Here is a 16,951-nt window from a genome sequence, read left to right on the forward strand (position 1 = left end):
GATTGTCATGAGTACCGGAAACGCAATCACCTGGTTCGTCACGGGAGCGTCCCGTGGCTTCGGAAACGTGTGGACGCGGGCGGCGCTGCGGCGCGGCGACCGGGTCGTCGCGACGGCGCGCGACGTCGCCGCGCTGAAGCCGCTCGCCGACGAGTTCGGCGACGCGATCCTCCCGTTGACGCTCGACGTCACCGACCGGGAGGCCGCCTTCGCCGCGGTAGACCGGGGGGCCGAACGCTTCGGCGGGATCGACGTCGTCGTCAACAACGCCGGGTACGGCCTTTTCGGAGCGGTGGAGGAGGTCACCGAAGCCCAGGCGAGAGCTCAGCTGGAGACGAACCTGCTCGGCGCGCTCTGGGTCACCCAGGCCGTGCTGCCCGGGATGCGGGAGCGCGGACGGGGCCACATCCTGCAGGTGTCGAGCATCGGCGGCGTCGCCGCGTTTCCCATGCTCGGGCTCTACAACGCGTCGAAGTGGGGCCTGGAGGCGTTCAGCGAGTCGCTCGCCCAGGAGGTCGCCTCGTACGGCATCAAGGTGACGATCATCGAGCCCGGCCCGTACGGCACCGACTGGAGTGGATCGTCGGCCGTCCACGCCGAGCCGCATCCCGCGTACGAGCACGTCCGGGAGGCCCGCCGGGCCGCCGCGGCGGGCAGGGAACCGATCGACCCCGAGGTCACGGTCGAGGCGGTTCTCTCGGTCGTGGACGCGGAACGGCCCCCGTTGCGCCTGTTCCTGGGGAGCTACTGCCTGCCGATCGCCGAGCGGGCCTACGCCGGACGCCTGGACACCTGGCGGGAGTGGCGCGCCCTCTCCGAGTCCGCCGACGGGTGACCCGTTCCCCGGGCCGGCTTTCGGAGCCCGGCCGGTAGGGGAACGCCGGCCGGGCCGCCGAACGAAGCCGATGAAACGCGGAGTTCCGCCGAGGCGGCGACGAAAGTTTCATTAGGCGAAAAAAATTGGGTGCTGCCGGACTATGCGCGGAGGATGGAAGAGGAGCCGCCCGATGAGAAACTTGGGCGGTGGAGACTTCGGTGCCAGGGCGAGCCGAAACACGGCTCCAGGCCAAAATCCTTACGCGATTGCGGGATGCCGGTCCGCAATCTCGCATTCAGCTGTCGGAACACTTCGAAGTGTCACGAACGACGATCGGGACGGAACTCGGCCGGCTCACGGCGCTTCATCTCGTCGAGGAAATCGGGCCTGCCGCGTCCCGCGGAGGCCGCCGCTCGACCGTCATCGATCTCGCCGGTCACGTTCGATTCGTCGGCATCGCCATCGGCGCCACCTCGGTTTCCTCGGCCGTCACGGACGGCAGGCTGCGGGTTCTGGCGTTCGAACGCACTGAATGCGACGTACGCCGGGGGCCGGAACCGGTGCTCGAACTCGCCGCGGAACAGGGCCGCAGGCTGCTCGTGAAATTGGGCGTGGACAGGCCGCTGGGAGTCGGCGTGAGCGTGCCGGGCCCGGTGGACTTCTCGCGGGGTATCCCGGTGTCGCCGCCGATCATGCCGGGATGGGACGGTTATCCGGTCCGCGATGTGCTCGGCCGGCGGTTCGATTGCCCGGTCCTGTTGGACAACGACGTCAATGCGATGGCGCTGGGCGAACAACACACCGGTGTGGCGGGCACGGTGGAGAACTTCCTCTTCGTCAAGGTCGGTACGGGTATCGGCTGCGGAATCGTGGCCAAGAGCGAGCTCTATCGCGGCATGGACGGGTGCGCGGGGGATATCGGACATATTCCGGTCGCTGATTCGGACGCCATATGCGTATGCGGAAACACGGGATGCCTGGAGGCGTCGTTCGGTGGCGGCGCGCTCGCTCGTGACGCGCTCGCCGCGGCGCGGTCGGGGCGCTCGCCCATGCTCGGGGAACTGCTCGAACGCAACGGGACGCTGACCGCCGCGGATGTGGGTGAGGCGGTCGGCGCGGGCGACCCGGTGTCCGTGCAGTTGGTGCGCGACGGCGGACGGCGGGTGGGCGAGGTGCTGGCGGGCCTGGTGTCGTTCTTCAACCCGAGCCTCATCGTGCTGGGGGGCGGGCTCACGCTGCTCGGCCACATCCTGCTCGCAGAGATCCGCGGCACGATCTACCGGCGCTCGCTGCCCCTCGCCACCAGGAACCTGCCGATCGTCATGAGCGACCTCGGCGCCAGGGCCGGCGTGATCGGCGCGGCCAGGCTCGTGAGCCAGGAGGCGTACGAGGTCTCACGGTGACCGGGCGCCCGCGCCCCACACTCCTCGCACCCGCACCTGGCAACGCGGCCTCGCACTCGTCGCGGCCCGGTTGCGCGCCCCGCCTCGCACCACCGGCCCCGCACTCCCGCCTTGCACCCCCGGACTCGGCCGTCCGCCGAGATCGTGTACGCGCCGGATTGCATGATCATGCATTCCCGTGTATATATTCTAGTCGTGTCCAAGGTGCTCACTTCTCTGCCTGTCGGCGAGCGTGTCGGGATCGCCTTCTCCGGTGGCCTCGACACTTCGGTAGCGGTCGCGTGGATGCGGGAGAAGGGTGCAGTGCCGTGCACCTACACCGCAGACGTCGGCCAGTACGACGAACCAGACATCGCCTCGGTCCCCGGGCGAGCCACCGCGTACGGCGCGGAGATCGCCCGGCTGGTCGACTGCCGGGCCGCTCTGGTCGAGGAGGGCCTCGCGGCCCTGGCCTGCGGGGCGTTCCACATCAGGTCCGGTGGTCGTACGTACTTCAACACGACCCCGCTCGGGCGGGCCGTCACCGGCACGCTGCTGGTGCGCGCGATGCTCGAGGACGGCGTCCAGATCTGGGGAGACGGCTCCACCTTCAAGGGCAACGACATCGAGCGGTTCTACCGTTACGGCCTGCTCGCCAACCCCTCGCTGCGGATCTACAAGCCGTGGCTGGACGCCGACTTCGTCAACGAGCTCGGCGGGCGCAAGGAGATGTCCGAGTGGCTGCTCGTCCGTGATCTGCCCTATCGGGACAGCGTGGAGAAGGCCTACTCCACCGACGCGAACATCTGGGGCGCGACGCACGAGGCCAAGTCGCTCGAGCACCTCGACACGGGCATCGAGATCGTCGATCCCATCATGGGTGTGCGCTTCTGGGACCCCGCCACCGAGATCGCCGCCGAGGACGTCACCATCGGCTTCCAGCAGGGACGTCCGGTGACGATCAACGGCAAGGAGTTCCCCTCCGCCGTCGATCTGGTGCTGGAGGCCAACGCGATCGGCGGCCGGCACGGCCTGGGCATGTCCGACCAGATAGAGAACCGGATCATCGAGGCCAAGAGCCGCGGCATCTACGAGGCGCCGGGCATGGCGTTGCTGCACGCGGCCTACGAGCGGCTGGTCAACGCGATCCACAACGAGGACACCCTCGCCAGCTACCACATCGAGGGGCGGCGGCTGGGCAGGCTGCTCTACGAGGGCCGCTGGCTGGACCCGCAGGCGCTGATGCTGCGCGAGTCGCTGCAGCGCTGGGTCGGAATGGCGGTGACCGGCGAGGTGACCCTGCGGTTGCGGCGCGGTGAGGACTACTCGGTGCTGAACACGTCAGGACCGGCGTTCAGCTACCACCCGGACAAGCTCTCCATGGAGCGCACCGAGGACTCCGCGTTCGGCCCGGTCGACCGCATCGGGCAGCTGACGATGCGCAACCTCGACATCGCCGACTCCCGCGCCAAGCTGGAGCAGTACGCGAGGCTCGGCATGGTCGGCACCCAGCAGCCGGCCCTGATCGGCGCCGCGCAGGCGGCCTCGACCGGGCTGATCGGCGCCATGGCCGAAGGCGGGGCCGAGGTGATCGCCTCTCGCGGTGAGGCCCCCACGGAGGAGGAACTGCTCGACCAGGCAGCCATGGAGCTCGGCACCGACTGACGACCACGACTGGGGCGCCCGGTGTCGCCGGGCGCCCTTCGACGTCATCAAGCCGGGCCAGGGACGTCTGCAAGCCGGGTACGTCGGCAAGCCGGACCGGGGGCGTCCGGAAGCCAGGTCAAGCGTGGGCGGTGAGGAGCTCGGTGATCCGGGTGAACCCGTCGGCGCCGTGGCCCTCTGCGATGACGCGGCGGGCCCAGCCCTCGGCCGCGCGCATCACACTCGCGTCGATGCCGTGGGCCTCGGAGGTATGGACGACGTGGGCCATGGACGAGGCCGCCGAGGTGATCGGGTTGCCCTCGCCGGAGAACCCGCCGCTGTCCACTTCCGCCGCCGCCTCCTCGAAGATGGGCGGCAGGATCGCGCCGATGCCCTTGGCGAACGGCGCCAGCTCCCGCGCGGTCACCCCTTCGGCCCGCGCCACCGCCAGCGCGTGCGCGTAGCCCGCCATCGCGGTCCAGAAGACGTCGAGTAACGCGATGTCGTAGGCCGCCGCCCGGCCGATCTCCTCGCCGAGATGGGTGTGCGTGCCGCCGAGGGCCTCCAGCACCGGCCGGTGCCGCCGGTATGGCTCCTCCGGGCCGCTGTGCAGGAACACCGCGGCCGGGGTGCCGATGGTCGTGGTCGGCGTCATGATCGCGCCGTCGAGATATTCGATGCCGTGCTGGGCTGCCCAGGCCGCGGTGCTCCGGGCGCGGCCGGGCGTGTCGGCCGTCAGGTTCACGAGCGTGCGTCCCCCGAGCGCGCCGGCGACCGCCTCGCGCCGCACGACGGCGTCCGCCGCGTCGTAGTTCACCACGCAGATCACGGTCAGCTCGCTCGCGGCGACAGCCGCCTCCGGTGTGGGAGCGCCGTACGCGCCCCGCTCGGCCAACTGCAGATCTTTGCCCGGCGTCCGGTTCCAGACCGTGGTCCGGAGGCCGGCGTTGAGGAAGGCCCCGGCCAGGGCCTGGCCCATCGGCCCAAGGCCGAGCACGGTGACGGCAGACTGGTGGGCGTGCTGGCTCATGTCTCGACTCCTGCATGCATGAAAGCGATGGCGCTGAACGGAATGGAAAGATGACGCGTAGCCGTGCCGCAGACCCGAACGTCTGCGGGGTCACCGCCGCGATCGCCGTGATCGACGGCAAGTGGAAGACGATCCTGCTCTGGCTCCTGGAATCCGCTCCGCGTCGCCCCGGCGAGCTGGTCCGGCGGCTGCCGGGCCTCACCGAGAAGGTGCTGACTCAGACGCTCAGGGAGATGGAGGCCGACGGGCTGGTGCACCGTGAGGTGCACGACGGCCGCCCGCTGAAGACGGTGTACTCACTGACCGATTTCGGCCAGGAGCTCTCCCAGGCGCTGGCGCCGCTGTCCGACTGGGGACATCGCCGCCTGGAGAGGCTGGCCCGGGAGGCGCCGTCCGGGGAAGCGCAGGCAGGGCCCCTGCCGGTCTCCTGACACACCGCCGTCACCCCCGTTCCCGCCTGGCATCGGGCCGCCTTCCGGCTGCCCGCAACCAGCTTCACGCCGCTCGGCCCCAGCCGACAAGTACCCACAAAAAGGTGGGTAGGCGGTGAAGCCCCGCCCCCACGATCAGCGGTTCTTTGCCCAGCGCATACGTGTTCTTTGCCCCGGGTGGCTCGGCCCTGTCCTGGAAGGCCACTACGGACGACCCGGACAACGGGCTGGGGAGGTGCGCGGCGACCGCCGCCACTTCGTGCACTCCAAGGTCATGGCGTGGGCCGGCCTGGACCGCGCCGTGCGGGCCGTCGAACGATTCGGCCTGGAGGGGCCCGCGGATCGGTGGCGCGCCACCCGCTAGGTGCGCCCCGACGTGGTGATCGAGGCGACCGGCGCGGGGCCGGTCATCTTCGCCGTGGCGGCCAACACCGCGCCGTACGGCATCGTCTGTCTCACCGGCGTCTCCTCAGCCGGCCACCGGATCACGCTCGACGCGGGCAGCCTCAACCGCGACATTGTGCTGGAGACCGACGTGCTCATCGGCTCGGTCAACGCCAACTGCGGCCACTACGCCACCGCGGCCGACGCCCTGGCCAAGGCCGACCTCGCCTGGCTGAACCGGCTGATCACCCGCAGGGTGCCGCTGGAGTCGTTCCGGACGCCTTCACCGCCGGGCCGGAGGACGTCAAGGCCGTCGTCGAGTTGTGACGGCTCTCCCGCTCACAGCGTGAAGATCAGCATCGCGGTGAGGCCGAGGGTCACCGCCACGAAGCCGGCCGTCCTGGGCTGCTGGGCGGCCTCCCGGCGGGAGGAGACCACCAGCAGGACGGCCACGGCGACCGCCACCAGGAGGTGCAGGCCGTACCAGACGGGGATCGGCACCCTGGCGAGGAAGGTCCCTGACAGCAGGTCGTCGGCGGATCCCCAGCCGCCGAGCGCGGCGAGCGCCGCCAGGCCCAGCACCGGCAGCGCGTACCGATACCTGCCGAGCAGCGCCCAGACGACGGTCCCGAGGCCGAGCAGGATTGTGCAGCGGTGGTGCACCTGCCGCGCGAACAGGCCGCCGGGGTCGTCGAAGCTGAGGTCGAGGATCGAGTGGTAGGCGGAGGACATCTCCGTGCCCCGCAGCGGCGCGTAGCCGCCGTCGTAGGTGACCATCGCGCCGCTCGGCACGTAGGAGAAGGCCAGGACGCCACCGGTGATCAGGAAGGCCGCGAAGAGGTAGATCAGCATCTCGCCTACTGCCTGCCTCACCCGATTCATCCGGATATCTCAGCACAGGTGCCGCCTCAAGGAGGCGGAAACAGGTGGACCGCCTTGGCGGGCGTCTCCGAGGTCGTGAGCGGAAGCGGGCTCAGCTCGCCGAGGCGCTCGGCGAAGTCCGGCGCGAGGCCGGTCAGGACAACCATCCCCGCCGTGGCCGACACCCGCTGCTGCGTGATGATCAGAGCCGTGATGCCCGTGCTGTCCCAGTAGGTCACCGCGGAAAGATCCACCACCAGCCGCAGGGACGGCGTACGGGAGACGAGTTCGCCGACCATCTCGGTGACCTTCGGCGCGGCATGCTCGTCGAGGGCGCCGTCCAGTTCCAGGATGACGTGCGAGTCGAGGTGGCGCGGCCGGAGGGCGGCGGACCGGCGCGCCGCGGGCGCTGGGAGGGCGAAGTCGGCCGTTGCGACCGTTCCCTCCGGGCCGGAGTCGATCGTGAACCGGTCGGACAGATAGCGGGCGAGCCACAGGCCGTGGCCGTGCCGGACTGGCCACGTGGCGGCGTCGCGCCCGGACGCGCCCGTGTCGCTCACCTCGCACCGCAGCACTTCGCCGAGCTGAGAGATCACCGAACGTCCGGTTCCCGGCCCGTGGAAGATTGCGTTGGTGGCGAGTTCGTGGACGATGAGGACCAGGTCGACGGCACGGCCGTGGGGCATCCCGGCGTGCACGGCGTGTGCCAGCAACGTCTCCCGCAGCGGGTAGAGCGAGCCGTGGTCGAACGGCTGGTCGAGGATCGGCACCGGTGTCGCGGGCTTCTGCCGCCCGCGCTCGGCGCCGGAGGCGAGGCGGGAGGGGTTCATCATCGTCCCGTCATCGCTCATGCGCGGTCACCAGGCTGATCCCGGGCAGGCTCTGCGCGCCGAGAAGCACGAATCTCGGCGCGATGGCGGGGTTGCAGCGGAGGACGACCGTGCGGGCGGGCGCCAGGCTCCGGGCCGCGTCGATGATCGTCCGGGTGCAGGACAGATCGATGAAGGACAGCTCGGCCATGTTGATCGTGACCGGGCCGTCGGATCTGATCGCCTCGCTCAGCGCCAGGGCCAGAGGGTCCTCGGCCGCCCGGTCGATCTGCCCCGCCATGCGGATGCCGGGCGGCGCGTACTGGCGGCAGATGCGCAGCAGCGGGTCGTCGTGGTAGGTGGCCGTGGCGACCGCGCGCGTGTGGAACGGGGAGACTGAGGCGAGGGTCACCGGGTCGAAGCGTTCGCGGTCGTACTGGCAGAGCACGGACACGCCGCTGTCCGGCAGCGCCGTCGCGATCTTCTCCTCGAAGGCGGGAAGCTGCTCCACGCCGCAGACCGGCCGCAGCGCCCAGCCCATGTCGAGGGCCACCCGGAGCCCCGCGTAGCCCTCGCGCGCGGTCAGCTCCATCTGGGAGATCAGCCACCCCATCGCGTGATCCACGCTGAAGGCCTGCCCGGAAAGCAGGCCCTCCTGGGAGGCGACGACGTCCATCCGCCCGCTCGCGGTGGCGGACCGCACGGCGATCCCGCGGCGGCTCAGCTCGGCCATCGCCGCCGGCGGCTCCTCGCACAGCCAGACGACCCGCAGCCCGCCCGACAGCCCGTCACGTACGTACGCCGCGGTGAGGTCGAGCAGTTCCTCCGGCTCGCCGAAGGTCAGACAGGCGTGGTCGTTGATCGCCAGATCCGTGATCTGCACCTCTGCGCTGACGGTCACCGATCCACCACCCCCAGGCGGGTTCCTGTTCGCCTACCGTCTCATCGGGCTACCCATCCTAGTAACCGGCACTCGTCAAGATCGGTATCGACCGGAGGCAGGAGCTACAGGTGCATCGGCGTACGGCCGGCCCGGTCGCGGAACAGCCACCAGTTCCAGGCCTGGGAGATCACCAGCAGCGGCACCAGGACCACGGCGAAGCCCGCCAGGATCCGCAGGGTGCCCGCCTCCGCCATCGTCTCCGCCAGTCGCAGGCCGGTGCCCGGGGCGCTTGAGGAGACCAGCGCGAAGGGATGCAGGCCCGCGCCGAGGGCGACGACGGGCAGGGCGGCCGCGCACGAGGTCGCGCAGAAGGCGCGGCCTGGGTGACCCGCCCGCAGCAGCGCCGCCGCGACGAGGAGCACGACCACCAGGGCGACGCCGGCCACGAGGGCGGGCCACGCGTTGACGAGGGCGTGCCGCGCCGAGGAGAGGAAGCCGGCGACGATGACGGCGGCGGCAGCCACGGCCGCGACGAGCAGGGCGCGGCGGCCGGCCCTCGCCGCCCGCGCGCCCGGCTCGCCGCCGGTCCGCCAGGCCAGGAACGACGCCCCGTGCGCGACGAACACCGCCGTGGTCGTGGCGGAGCACAGCAGTACGAAGGGGTGGACCAAGTCGGCGGGTCCGAGCGAGAAGGCGTTCCTGGCGTCAAGCGGCACCCCCGCGAGGAGGCGGCCGGTCACGAGCCCCCACCCCGCGGCGGGGACCAGCCCGCCCAGGAAGATCAACCCATCCCAGAGCCGGCGCGCCGAGGCGCCCCGGTGGTGACCGCGCAACTGCACGGCGGCATTGCCGACGGCGATCGCGGCCAGGATCGCCGCGAACAGGAAGTACATCCCCGGCAGCAGCCGCCCCTCCAGGAAGGGGAAGGCGCCGAACAGGACCCCGGCCGCGACCACCAGCCAGACCTCGTTGCCGAGGAAGAACGGGCCGAAGGCGTTGAGCAGCGCCCGCCGCTCGCGGTCGTCACGGCCGAACCGGGGGGTGAGCATCTGCACGCCGTAGTCGAGACCGGCCAGGACGAAGTAGCCGGCGAGCAGCAGCCCGAGCAGGGCGGGCCACGCGGGTCCGAGAGTCACGGGGGCTCCTCTTTCACAGTGCGGGCTACTTCGGGGAGGACTGCTACAGGGCGAGCGACGCGGCGGGCCGGTCCGCCTGCCCGTCACTGGGGGATCCGCCCAGGTCGGTGTCGGCCGGGCCGCGGCGGGCGTACCGGGCGATCAGCGCCCAGTCGGCGACCGCCAGTGCGAGGAAGACCCCGCAGAACAGGACCAGGGACGCCGTCATCGAGCCGACGGGCGACCGTGCGGCGGCCGTCGTGAGCTCGCCGTACACCAGCCACGGCTGGCGTCCCACCTCGCGCAGCAGCCATCCGCCGAACGCGGCGACGAAGGGCAGGGGAATCGCGACCAGCATCAGGTACGCCGCAGGGCGGAAGCGGAGGTACCGGTCGCGGTGGAGCAGGACGAGGGCCACGACGACCAGCAGGAAGATCAGATAACCGGTGTCCTGCATGACGTCGAAGGCGGTGGCGATCCAGGAGGGCGGCCGGTAGTCCCCCGCGCCGAACCGCTGCACCAGTTGGGCCTGCACGTCCTCGACCCGCAGGGAGCCGATGTCGTCGACATGGCCCTGGAGGGTCGCCGCCTTCATGGGCTGGGTGTCCACGAGCGTCGGAATCTGCACGAAGCCGTAGTAGAGCGCCACCGACGCCGCGGGCGCGGCCACGAACAGGCCGAGCCGGAGCGACGCGCGGAAGAACTCCCGCTCCGCCGTGCGCTTGAGGAAGTGGTAGGAGCTCACCCCCGCCACGAACACGCCGCCGGTCATCAGCGCGGCGGTGGCGGCGTGCACCAGCGCGTTGATCGCGTTGGGGTTGGTGAGCATGGCGCCGAAGTCGACGAGGCGGGCGACGCCGCCGCGCACCTCGTGCCCGACCGGGTGCTGCAGGAACCCGTTGGCCACCATGATCCAGTACGCCGAGGCGTACGCGGTGAGGGTGACCAGCCAGATCAACGTGACGTGCACCGCCTTGGGCAGCTTCCCCCAGCCGAAGATCCACATGCCCAGGAAGGTGGACTCGGCGAAGAAGGCGACGATCGTCTCGAGCGCGAGCGGGGCGCCGAAGACGTTGCCCGCGTAGTCGGCCAGCCCGCTCCAGGCGAGCCCGAACTGGAACTCCATGACCAGGCCGGTGACGATGCCCAGCACGTAGTTCACGACGTAGATCTGGCCCCAGAACCGGGTCATGCGCTCCATGAGCGGCGCGCCCCCGAGGGCGTGCCGGGTGTGCATGACCGCGATCAGCGGGGCGAGGCCGAGGGTGAGCATCACGAACAGCCAGTGGAAACCGGCCGTCGTCGCGAACTGGAGGCGCGCCAGCGCCTCGTCCGTCATCGGTGTCCGCCCGTCACCCGGCGGGGCGAGGTGCGGGGTGGGTGAAGGAGTGACAAATCAGCCCTTTCCTCGCAAAATCCGCAAGAGCTGATGGATCATATCCCTCACCGCCACGCTTCGCGGCAGGTGATCGGCCGCCTCGCACCGGGCGGCCGAGACGGATGCCGGGCGGTGATCGAGTGCCGCCGTCAGCCGGACGCTCTCGTGAAATCGGGTCGTGGGCCAGGTCAGCGGCGGAGCCGGGTCACGGCGGCGTACAGGCTCAGGGAGAGGGCCGCCCAGGTCGCGGTGGCGATCGTGAGGGACAGCCACAGCGGCCAGACGGTCACCGTGGCCGCCACGACGACGGCGAAGCCGATCAGGCCGAGGGCGCCGAAGGTCGCGCCCCCGACGTCCTGCCCGGCCTGGCGCTCACCTTCCTCCTTGGCGACGAGGGTGACGCTCGCCAGCAGGATCGCCGGAAACGCGAGGAAGAGCCCGCCCGCGCGCGGGCCGGCCAGCACGGACACCACCCCGGCGAGCGCCGACACTCCGGCGCCGAACGCGAAGCGGACCGCCCAGTCGCGCCAGGGCGGCCGCCTCAGCTCACCGAGCCGCAGCCGCGCCCTGCGTCCGTCGCTGTGCTCATCACGGTGCTCGTCATGGTGCTCGTCATGGTGCTCGTTACGGCACCCGTCGCCGGGAGCCTGGCCGTCGCCACGACGGGCGCTCACGACAGGCGCACCGATGGCATGCCGAGGTCCAGGGACGGCGGCTGGGGCAGCGGCGCGGGGACCCCCGTGGTCCGTACGCCGAGCAGGCCCTGCGGCGCCAGCAGGTATCCCGCGGGCGCGACGACGCCCCACACGGCGAGCGCGGCCAACGCTCCCCACCACGCGCCCCACCTGCGCACCAGGGGAACGGCGATCAGGCAGTAGAGGGTGAAACCGACCGCGCCGATCTGCATGCCACGGGCCGAGGCGAGGACGCCGGGCGCCCCGGCGATTCCGGCGGTGACGATGAGGCTGGCCAGGGCCACGGAAGGGGCGGCGCAGAAGACCCCGGCGAGCCTTTTGGGCGTCAGCGTCTGGGCCAGCGCCGCGAAGGCGAGCACGAAGACGCCTCCGGCCAGCGCCTTCAGGACGACCTCCACGACCAGGCCGGTGACCTCACCCACGCCGCGCCCCCTCCGCCGATCCGACACGTGTCCGGGGGGCGCCGCTCGCCGGTCGAACCGCGTTGATTTCCGGCGGGGACCTGCCCGAAACCCCCGGCGTGGGCCGCGTACAGAGGTCGTCAATACTCGGTTCGAACCCGTATGGAAGCCGTCAAGACCTGCCGAATTCCCCCGTAATCGGACTTTCCTTGTGCTGAGACCGTCGTACGCCGGCGGACGTAACCACAACCGGGGAGTGCGGATGGCGGATGTCATCTTCGTCGCTCTGACGATCGCGGTGTTCACGATCTTCGGACTGGTCGTGCGGGCGGTGGACCGCCTGTGAGCGTGACCAACGCCGTCGGCCTGGGGGTGGCCGCGGCGCTGCTGGTCTTCATGGTCGCGGCCCTGCTGTTCGCGGAGCGCTTCTGATGGGCGCGGCAGCGGCGGGGACCGTGCTCGTGCTGTCCGTCGTCGCGGTGCTCGCCGTCGTCTACCCGCTGCTGGGCGACTACATGTACCGCGTCTACACCGGCACGCGCCACAGCGCGGCCGAGCGCGTCGTCTACCGCCTCGCCGGCGTGCGGCCGGACGCCGAGCAGCCCTGGGCCGTCTACGCGCGGGCCCTGCTGGCCTTCTCCGCGGTCTCCGTGCTGGTCGTGTACGGCTTGCAGCGCCTGCAGGACCGGCTGGTCCTCGGCCTCGGACGGCCCCCGGTCCCCGCCCACGTCGCCTGGAACACGGCCGTCAGCTTCGTGACGAACACGAACTGGCAGGCGTACCCGGGCGAGGTCGCCATGGGCCATCTGGTGCAGATGGCCGCGCTCGCGGTGCAGAACTTCGTGTCGGCGGCGGTCGGCATGGCCGTGGCGGTCGCGCTCGTGCGGGGGTTCGCCCGCAGGCAGGCCGACACCATCGGCAACTTCTGGGTGGATCTCGTCCGCGGCACGTTCCGGGTCCTGCTGCCGATCGCGTTCGTGGCCGCGCTGGTCCTGGTCGCGGGGGGCGTGGTGCAGAACCTCGCGGGGCCACACGGGGTGACGACGCTGACCGGCGGCACCCAGGCGATCACCGGGGGCCCGGTGGCGAGTCAGGAGGCCATCAAGGAGCTCGGCACCAACGGCGGCGGCTTCTACAACGCCAACTCCGCGCATCCCTTCGAGAACCCGTCGGGCTGGACGAACTGGCTGCAGATCGTCCTGCTGCTGGCGATCCCCGTCGCGCTGCCGCGCACGTTCGGCCGCCTGGTCGGCCAGGTGCGGCAGGGGCACGCGATCCTCGCCGTCATGGTGGTGATCGCCCTGGTGAGCGTGCTCGCGACGAACGTCTTCGAGCTCTCCGGCGCGGCGACGGTCCCCCAGGCCGCGGGCGCGGCGATGGAGGGCAAGGAGGTCCGCTTCGGCGTGCCCGGCTCGGCCACGTTCGCCGCCGTCACCACGCTGACCTCGACCGGCGCCACCGACTCCGCCCACGACTCGTTCACGCCGCTCGGCGGCATGATGACGATGCTGAACATGATGCTCGGCGAGGTCGCGCCGGGCGGCGCGGGATCCGGCCTGTACGGCATGCTCGTGCTGGCGGTGATCACCGTCTTCGTCGCCGGTCTGATGGTGGGCCGTACGCCGGAGTATCTCGGCAAGCGGATCGGCGCGCGCGAGATCAAGCTGGCCTCGCTCTACTTTCTGGTCACCCCGGCACTCGTGCTCGCGGGCACGGCCGCTGCGATGGGCAATCGGGCGGGTCTCGCGGCCATGCTGAACGGCGGGCCGCACGGGCTTTCCGAGGTCCTCTACGCGTTCACCAGCGCGGCGGCCAACAACGGGTCGGCCTTCGCCGGGATCTCGGGGGGCTCGCCCTGGTGGTGCGTCGCGCTCGGCCTGTGCATGGCCTTCGGCCGGTTCCTGCCGATCGTCTTCATCCTCGCCCTGGCCGGGTCGCTGGCCAGGCAGGCGCCGGTGCCGGCCTCCGCGGGGACGCTGCCCACCCACCGCGCGCAGTTCGTCGGGATGGTGGCCGGAGTCACCGTCATCCTCGTCGCCCTCACGTTCCTGCCGGCGCTCGCGCTCGCGCCGCTCGCGGAAGGACTGTCCTGATGCCGGGCCCGGCGGGGCGCGGGGGTAGCGGCCTGCTCGATCCCCGGCAGCTCGTGCGGTCGCTGCCCGACGCCGTACGCAAGCTCAACCCGGCGGCGCTGTGGCGCAACCCCGTCATGTTCGTCGTCGAGATCGGCGCGTTCCTCACCACGGGCCTGGCGATCGCCACCCCTTCGGCGTTCTCCTGGGCGATCACGGTCTGGCTGTGGCTGACCGTGGTGTTCGCCACCCTGGCCGAGGCGGTGGCGGAGGGGCGGGGCAAGGCCCAGGCCGCCACTTTGCGGGCGTCCAGGCGCGACACCACGGCCCGGCGCCTGCGAGAACCCCGGGAACCCGGCACCTGGGATCCGGGCACCTGGGATTCGGGCACCTGGGATTCGGGCGCGTGGGACGTCGTCGGCGCCCAGGACCTGCGGCAGGGCGACCTGGTGGTCGTCGAGGCCGGCGAGGTCATCCCGGGCGACGGCGACGTGGTCGAGGGCATCGCCAGCGTGGACGAGTCGGCCATCACCGGGGAGTCCGCGCCGGTGATCCGCGAGTCAGGCGGTGACCGTTCCGCCGTCACGGGCGGCACGAAGGTCCTGTCGGACCGGATCATCGTACGGATCACCGGCAAGCCGGGGGAGAGCTTCGTCGACCGGATGATCGCCCTGGTCGAGGGGGCGGACCGGCAGAAGACCCCCAACGAGATCGCGCTCAACATCCTGCTGGCCGCGCTCACGGTGATCTTCCTGGTCGCCACGGTGACGATGCAGCCGCTGGCGATCTACTCCAAGGCCCAGAACCCCGGCATGCCGGACACTGCCGCGCTCGGCGCCGACGGGGTGAGCGGGGTCGTACTCGTGTCGCTGCTGGTCTGCCTGATCCCGACCACGATCGGGGCGTTGCTGTCGGCCATCGGCATCGCCGGCATGGACCGCCTGGTGCAGCGCAACGTGCTGGCCATGAGCGGGCGGGCGGTGGAGGCGGCCGGCGACGTCGGCACGCTGCTGCTGGACAAGACCGGCACGATCACGCTGGGCAACCGGCAGGCGTCGCAGTTCGTCCCCGCAGAGGGCGTCCCCGAGCTCGACCTGGCCGAGGCGGCGCAGCTGGCGAGCCTGGCCGACGAGACCCCCGAGGGGCGTTCGATCGTCGTGCACGCCAAGCAAGCCTACGACCTGCGTGAACGCCGGCCGGGAGAGCTGGCCCACGCGGAGTGGATCGCGTTCACCGCCCAGACCCGCATGTCGGGGGTGAACGTGGACGGCCGGCAGGTCCGCAAGGGCGCCGCGACCTCGGTGATGAAGTGGGTGCGCGACAACGGTGGCCACCCCACCGGGCACGTTGGGCACCTCGTGGACGGGATCTCCGCCTCGGGCGGCACGCCGCTCGTCGTCGGCGAGGTGCGCGGCGGCACGGCCAGGGTGCTCGGGGTGATCCATCTCAAGGACGTGGTCAAACAGGGCATGCGGGAGCGGTTCGACGAGATGCGCCGGATGGGCATCCGCACCATCATGATCACGGGCGACAACCCGATGACGGCGGGGGCCATCGCCCGCGAGGCGGGGGTGGACGACTTCCTGGCCGAGGCGACGCCGGAGGACAAGCTCGCGCTGATCCGCAAGGAGCAGGAGGGCGGGCGGCTGGTGGCGATGACCGGCGACGGCACCAACGACGCCCCGGCGCTGGCGCAGGCCGACGTAGGTGTGGCGATGAACACCGGCACCTCCGCCGCCAAGGAGGCCGGGAACATGGTCGACCTCGACTCCAACCCGACCAAGCTCATCGAGATCGTCGAGATCGGCAAGCAACTGCTGATCACGCGGGGGGCGCTGACCACGTTCTCGATCGCCAACGACATCGCCAAGTATTTCGCGATCATCCCGGCCGTGTTCGCGGCGGTCTATCCGGGCCTGGACACGCTGAACGTCATGCGGTTGCACAGCCCGCAGTCGGCCATCCTGTCGGCGGTCGTCTTCAACGCCCTGGTGATCGTGGCCCTCATCCCCCTGGCCCTGCGCGGTGTGCGCTACCGGCCGTCCAGCGCCTCGAAGCTGCTCAGCCGCAACCTCTACGTCTACGGTCTCGGCGGCGTCGTCACGCCGTTCGTCGGAATCAAGCTCATCGACCTGCTTGTCCGGTTCCTCCCGGGGATGTCCTGATGGCTGGAAACCTGATGGAACGCCTGCCGAAGCCGCTGCGCCCGCACCTCGCGGCGGTCCGGGTCCTCGCCGTGCTGACGGTGATACTCGGCGGGCTGTATCCCCTGCTGGTCACCGGCGTCGCCCGGGTCCTGCTCCCCCACCGCGCGGGCGGCTCGATCGTGCGCGCGGACGGCAGGGACGTGGGCAGCGCCCTCATCGGCCAGAGCTTCACCGGCAGGGACGGGGCCCCGGTCAGGAAGTACTTCCAGAGCCGTCCATCGGCGGGCGGCTACGACCCGCTGGCCTCGGGCGCGAGCAACCTCGGCCCGCAGGACGTCGTCGACCTGCCGCCGGACCCCCGGGCGGCGGACCAGGCCGCGAGGAAGGGCAGGGCCTCCCTGCTCACCCAGGTGTGCGCCCGGTCCAAGGCGGTGGGCGAACTGGAGGGCGTCAGCGGGGCCAGGCCGTACTGCACCCCGGACGGCGTCGGCGCGGTGCTCAAGGTCTTCCCCGCAGTCGGCGCGCCCACCCGGGTCGTCAGCGTCAACCAGCCGTGCCCGGCCGCGCCGTTCGTCGCCGCGTACCAGGGCGTGCGGGTCGAGTGCGGCCGACGCGGCGAGGACTACTCGGCCGGACGTACGGTGGCGGTGCGGGGAGACGCCCACGCGGTCGTGCCGCCGGACGCGGTGACGGCGAGCGGCAGCGGACTCGACCCGCACATCTCCGTCGCGTACGCCGAGTTGCAGGCCCCACGGGTGGCCGGGGCACGCGGGCTGGACGTGCGCAGGGTGCGGGCACTGGTCAGGGCGCACACGACCGGCCGTGCCCTCGGCTTCATGGGGGAGCCCGTGGTGAACGTGCTGGAGCTCAATCTGGCCCTCGACAGGGAGAGGTGAGCGGCC

17 protein-coding genes and 1 pseudogene are annotated in these 16,951 nt (G+C 71.3%); 10 read left to right on the forward strand and 8 right to left on the reverse strand.

What is annotated here, in order from left to right; translation table 11 throughout:
* Positions 1 to 7 precede the first annotated feature (7 nt).
* The 3 genes from HHX31_RS16185 (at position 8) to argG (ending at position 3,864) form a co-directional block, all read left to right on the forward strand.
* Positions 8 to 835 (forward strand): SDR family NAD(P)-dependent oxidoreductase, encoded by an 828-nt coding sequence (locus HHX31_RS16185; protein ID WP_169949096.1) that lies wholly within the window; start codon positions 8 to 10, stop codon positions 833 to 835.
* 188 nt (positions 836 to 1,023) lie between these two features.
* Positions 1,024 to 2,220, forward strand: a complete 1,197-nt coding sequence (locus HHX31_RS16190; protein ID WP_169949097.1) for an ROK family transcriptional regulator — start codon at positions 1,024 to 1,026, stop codon at positions 2,218 to 2,220.
* A 195-nt stretch (positions 2,221 to 2,415) separates the two neighbouring features.
* A complete protein-coding gene (gene argG, locus HHX31_RS16195) occupies positions 2,416 to 3,864 on the forward strand; it encodes an argininosuccinate synthase (RefSeq protein WP_169949098.1) in 1,449 nt (482 codons plus the stop codon).
* A gap of 118 nt (positions 3,865 to 3,982) precedes the next feature.
* On the opposite strand, the gene HHX31_RS16200 is transcribed toward argG, so the two are convergent.
* Positions 3,983 to 4,945 carry an NAD(P)-dependent oxidoreductase gene (locus HHX31_RS16200; RefSeq protein ID WP_283244516.1) on the reverse strand — a complete coding sequence of 321 codons (963 nt, stop codon included), beginning with the start codon at positions 4,943 to 4,945 and terminating at the stop codon, positions 3,983 to 3,985.
* Here HHX31_RS16200 and HHX31_RS16205 point away from each other — a divergent pair.
* The 3 genes and pseudogenes from HHX31_RS16205 to HHX31_RS35690 form a co-directional block, all read left to right on the forward strand.
* Entirely contained in the window at positions 4,924 to 5,304 is a 381-nt protein-coding gene (locus tag HHX31_RS16205; protein WP_169949100.1) for a helix-turn-helix domain-containing protein, read from the forward strand. The two genes, HHX31_RS16200 and HHX31_RS16205, sit on opposite strands and share 22 nt — an antisense overlap.
* Before the next feature lie 235 nt (positions 5,305 to 5,539).
* Positions 5,540 to 5,668 (forward strand): glycoside hydrolase family 15 protein, encoded by a 129-nt coding sequence (locus HHX31_RS16210; RefSeq protein ID WP_396711103.1) that lies wholly within the window; start codon positions 5,540 to 5,542, stop codon positions 5,666 to 5,668.
* Between the two features lie 54 nt (positions 5,669 to 5,722).
* Positions 5,723 to 5,905 (forward strand): annotated as a pseudogene (locus HHX31_RS35690) (theronine dehydrogenase); the annotation flags it as partial.
* A 122-nt stretch (positions 5,906 to 6,027) separates the two neighbouring features.
* Here HHX31_RS35690 and HHX31_RS35695 read toward each other — a convergent pair.
* From HHX31_RS35695 to HHX31_RS16250, 7 genes are all read right to left on the reverse strand, one after another.
* Positions 6,028 to 6,561, reverse strand: coding sequence for a hypothetical protein (locus HHX31_RS35695; protein ID WP_169949101.1), 534 nt, complete (start codon positions 6,559 to 6,561; stop codon positions 6,028 to 6,030).
* A gap of 35 nt (positions 6,562 to 6,596) precedes the next feature.
* Positions 6,597 to 7,400, reverse strand: a complete 804-nt coding sequence (locus tag HHX31_RS16225) for an STAS domain-containing protein (RefSeq protein ID WP_169949102.1) — start codon at positions 7,398 to 7,400, stop codon at positions 6,597 to 6,599.
* Positions 7,390 to 8,259 carry an MEDS domain-containing protein gene (locus tag HHX31_RS16230; protein WP_169949103.1) on the reverse strand — a complete coding sequence of 290 codons (870 nt, stop codon included), beginning with the start codon at positions 8,257 to 8,259 and terminating at the stop codon, positions 7,390 to 7,392. Before HHX31_RS16230 ends, HHX31_RS16225 begins: the two co-directional genes overlap by 11 nt.
* 104 nt (positions 8,260 to 8,363) lie before the next feature.
* Positions 8,364 to 9,377, reverse strand: coding sequence for a cytochrome d ubiquinol oxidase subunit II (cydB, locus tag HHX31_RS16235; RefSeq protein ID WP_169949104.1), 1,014 nt, complete (start codon positions 9,375 to 9,377; stop codon positions 8,364 to 8,366).
* 43 nt (positions 9,378 to 9,420) lie between these two features.
* The gene (locus tag HHX31_RS16240) at positions 9,421 to 10,695 is read right to left on the reverse strand and encodes a cytochrome ubiquinol oxidase subunit I (RefSeq protein ID WP_169949105.1); all 1,275 of its coding nucleotides are present in this window, start codon (positions 10,693 to 10,695) and stop codon (positions 9,421 to 9,423) included.
* Between the two features lie 227 nt (positions 10,696 to 10,922).
* A complete protein-coding gene (locus HHX31_RS34365) occupies positions 10,923 to 11,408 on the reverse strand; it encodes a DUF3147 family protein (protein WP_169949106.1) in 486 nt (161 codons plus the stop codon).
* Positions 11,405 to 11,851, reverse strand: coding sequence for a DUF3147 family protein (locus HHX31_RS16250; protein WP_169949107.1), 447 nt, complete (start codon positions 11,849 to 11,851; stop codon positions 11,405 to 11,407). Before HHX31_RS16250 ends, HHX31_RS34365 begins: the two co-directional genes overlap by 4 nt.
* 321 nt (positions 11,852 to 12,172) lie before the next feature.
* On the opposite strand from HHX31_RS16250, the gene HHX31_RS16260 reads away from it, so the two are divergent.
* Genes HHX31_RS16260 through HHX31_RS16275 form a run of 4 tightly spaced genes read left to right on the forward strand, consistent with a single transcriptional unit; the run spans position 12,173 to position 16,945 of the window.
* Positions 12,173 to 12,262, forward strand: a complete 90-nt coding sequence (locus HHX31_RS16260) for a K(+)-transporting ATPase subunit F (RefSeq protein WP_169949109.1) — start codon at positions 12,173 to 12,175, stop codon at positions 12,260 to 12,262.
* Positions 12,262 to 13,923 (forward strand): potassium-transporting ATPase subunit KdpA, encoded by a 1,662-nt coding sequence (gene kdpA, locus HHX31_RS16265; protein ID WP_169949110.1) that lies wholly within the window; start codon positions 12,262 to 12,264, stop codon positions 13,921 to 13,923. The genes HHX31_RS16260 and kdpA overlap by 1 nt, the downstream gene beginning before the upstream one ends.
* Positions 13,923 to 16,067 (forward strand): potassium-transporting ATPase subunit KdpB, encoded by a 2,145-nt coding sequence (gene kdpB / locus HHX31_RS16270; RefSeq protein ID WP_169949111.1) that lies wholly within the window; start codon positions 13,923 to 13,925, stop codon positions 16,065 to 16,067. The genes kdpA and kdpB overlap by 1 nt, the downstream gene beginning before the upstream one ends.
* Before the next feature lie 14 nt (positions 16,068 to 16,081).
* Positions 16,082 to 16,945: a potassium-transporting ATPase subunit C gene (locus tag HHX31_RS16275; RefSeq protein ID WP_169949281.1), complete on the forward strand. Its 864-nt coding sequence runs from the start codon at positions 16,082 to 16,084 to the stop codon at positions 16,943 to 16,945.
* The last annotated feature ends 6 nt before the right edge of the window (positions 16,946 to 16,951 follow it).

Source organism: Microbispora sp. H11081 (assembly GCF_012999535.1).
GTDB lineage: Bacteria > Actinomycetota > Actinomycetes > Streptosporangiales > Streptosporangiaceae > Microbispora.